The organism is Polaromonas sp. P1_E1_2 (assembly GCF_056406035.1).
The window spans coordinates 1-2,523 of record NZ_JBFUAZ010000613.1 but is presented as its reverse complement, the minus strand read 5'-3'; the positions used below and the strand labels follow the sequence as shown (position 1 = coordinate 2,523).

The following is a 2,523-nucleotide window of genomic DNA, read 5'->3' as shown; positions in this document are numbered from 1 at the left end:
CCCCAGGAAGCCGCCGTGCTGCTCAATCACCGTGCGGCACAGGCTCAGGCCCAGCCCCATACCCTCTTCCTTGGTAGTGAAAAAAGGCGTGAAGAGCTGCTCGGCCACTTCACTGGAAATGCCTTCACCGCAATCCGTCACCGAAAATTCCACCCAGCGGCTCTGTGCGTTCGATGCGGCCGGACGGATACGCAGCGTCAGCACCTTTTCCCGCGGGGCCGCCTCCGCCGCCCCTCCTTCGTGGGCCGCAGCCTGCATGGCCTGCATGCCGTTGCGCGAGAGGTTGAGAAGCACTTGCTCAACCATGGTGCGGTCACACAGCACGGGCGTGCAGGTCTCGTCGACCTCGATCACCACGCGCACGCCGAGCTTGCGTGCCTGAAGGGTCACCAGCGGCATGATGGCGTCCAGCAGGGCGCGAGGCTGCACGGCTTCGCGCACCTGATCGCGCCGCCTCACAAAATCATGCACGCTCTTGATGACCTTTCCCGCGCGTTCGGCCTGCTCGGCAATGCGGCGCATGGCCAGCTGCAAATCTTCCGACAACGGTGCCAYGGCTGAGCTGGCGTTCGCTGCCAGCGGCTTGTCATGGTCCATGCCATCCTGCAGCAGGTTGAGTGAGCCGGTGGCGTAGCTTGAAATGGCGGCCAGCGGCTGGTTGAGTTCGTGGCTGAGCAGCGAGGCCATCTCGCCAACCATCGCCAATCGTGCGGTGGCCTGCAGACGGTCCTGGCTGGCACGGGAAAGCTCTTCCACCCGTCGCTGTTCACTGACGTCCAGAATCGCACTCATCCAGCCGGTGTGCTTGCCCACGGCATTGATCAGCGGAGCTTCCATGATCAACACGGGGAACCGCGTGCCATCGCGCCGCATGAACACCGATTCGTGACCCTCCCTGGGCAGGCTGTTGCCCGCCAGCCGGATTTCCTGGCGCTGCTGATAAACGCCGGCCAGTTCGGGTGGCCAGTAGGGCGAGGGAAAGCTCTGGTTGAGCAGGTCCTTGGCGTCCACGCCAACCATCTTGCAAAACGCCGGATTCACGTAAGTGATGCGCCCGTGCAGGTCGCGCGCGCGCAGGCCGGTCAGCACGGAGTCCTCCATGGCCTTGCGGAAAGCCAGGGCCTCGCCGAGGTCATGCTCGACTTTCAGCCTGCGGCGCATATCCCTTGCGAGGAGGTACAACACGGCAAGCAGCGCCAGTGACATGGCGGTTACCAGTGCGGTGAGCACGTTGGGAAAAAGGGCCGGCGTGCCCAGCCGGCTTTCCATCCTGACCACCAGCGTATTGCCGGGCAGGTCCAGCAGCTGTTGCGCAATATAAATCCGGCTGCCGCGCGAAGGCACGCCTTGCAGGGCCAGGCGCGTGCCGTCCGCTTCGGTAAAAGACAGGCCGATGCCCCGTGCGAGCTGGCGGCCGACCAGTTCCCCCAGAATGTCCTGCAGCGAATAGGTGACCACGCTATACCCCGTGAGGCGCCCCGACACCGTGATGGGCAGGCACATGTCGAGCACCTCCAGACCCAGGCCATCGCGCTGCGGCATGAAATAACTGGTGGAGTAGGCCGCGCCGCTCAGGCGCCGGGCCGTGGTGCAGGTCAGGCCCACGTCGGTTTGCAAACTGCCCCGCCCGAGCCGCTCGAACACCGAAGTGCGATAGGGCGTCTCCACAAACCCGAGCACATCGAGCGCTTCGCTGCGCCATTCAAGCCGCATGATTTCACGGCGCTCGCGAAGCAGCTCGGCGGCGGACGAATGCCACGACTCCGGCGTGCGGTCGCTGGACTGAAGTGCCTGCAAGGTCTGGATATTGCGCGTCAGTCCCGAGCGGATGTCGGTCACGGCTTCCGCTGCGTCATGCTCCAGCCGGCTTTGCACCATGCTGGACTCGTACCGTCCCGCCAGCCACACCAGAATGCCCAGCAACGCCACCAGCAGCGCCACCAGCAGCGCCCACAGGGACCAGCGCTTGCTGGCGCGGCTGACGCCGTTGGCAAACGGAAACCTCACGCGGCCGGCCTCATAGGAAACGATGGTTCAATGCAGGCAAACGGCTTCGCACACCTTCCGTGTGAGTGCTGGAGATTTCACCCAGAACAACGCCTGCGCCTTCGGCCTGCTGGGCCAGCACCTCACCCCAGGGATCCACCAGCATGCTGTGGCCCCAGGTACGACGGCCGTTTTCATGCGTGCCGCCCTGCGCCGCCGCAATGACATAGGCCTGGTTTTCAATGGCGCGTGCACGCAGCAGCACTTCCCAATGCGCCTGCCCGGTGGTGTAGGTAAACGCGCTGGGCACCAGCAGCACATCGGCCTTCAACGCGCGGTAAAGCTCCGGGAAGCGCAGGTCATAACAAATGCTCATGCCGACAGCGTAGACATGGCCATCGCGGGAAACCAGATCAAACCCGACGGGCTGCGCGCCGGGCTCCAGCACACGCGTTTCGTCATAGTCTTCCTTTCCCTGCGCAAAGCGAAAAAGATGGATCTTGTCGTACCGCGCGATGCATTGGCCCGTCGGCGCAT

Annotated in this window: 2 protein-coding genes; both read right to left on the bottom strand. The window is 64.1% G+C overall.

The annotated features are described in order from the left end of the window. Positions 1–2,007, bottom strand: a 2,007-nt coding sequence (locus tag AC1D1P_RS20720; RefSeq protein ID WP_477674260.1) for a two-component system sensor histidine kinase NtrB, incomplete at its 3' end; no start/stop codon positions are given. 10 nt (positions 2,008–2,017) lie between these two features. Beyond that, positions 2,018–2,523: nitrilase-related carbon-nitrogen hydrolase (locus AC1D1P_RS20715; protein WP_477674259.1), on the bottom strand; the 506-nt coding region annotated here is incomplete at its 5' end.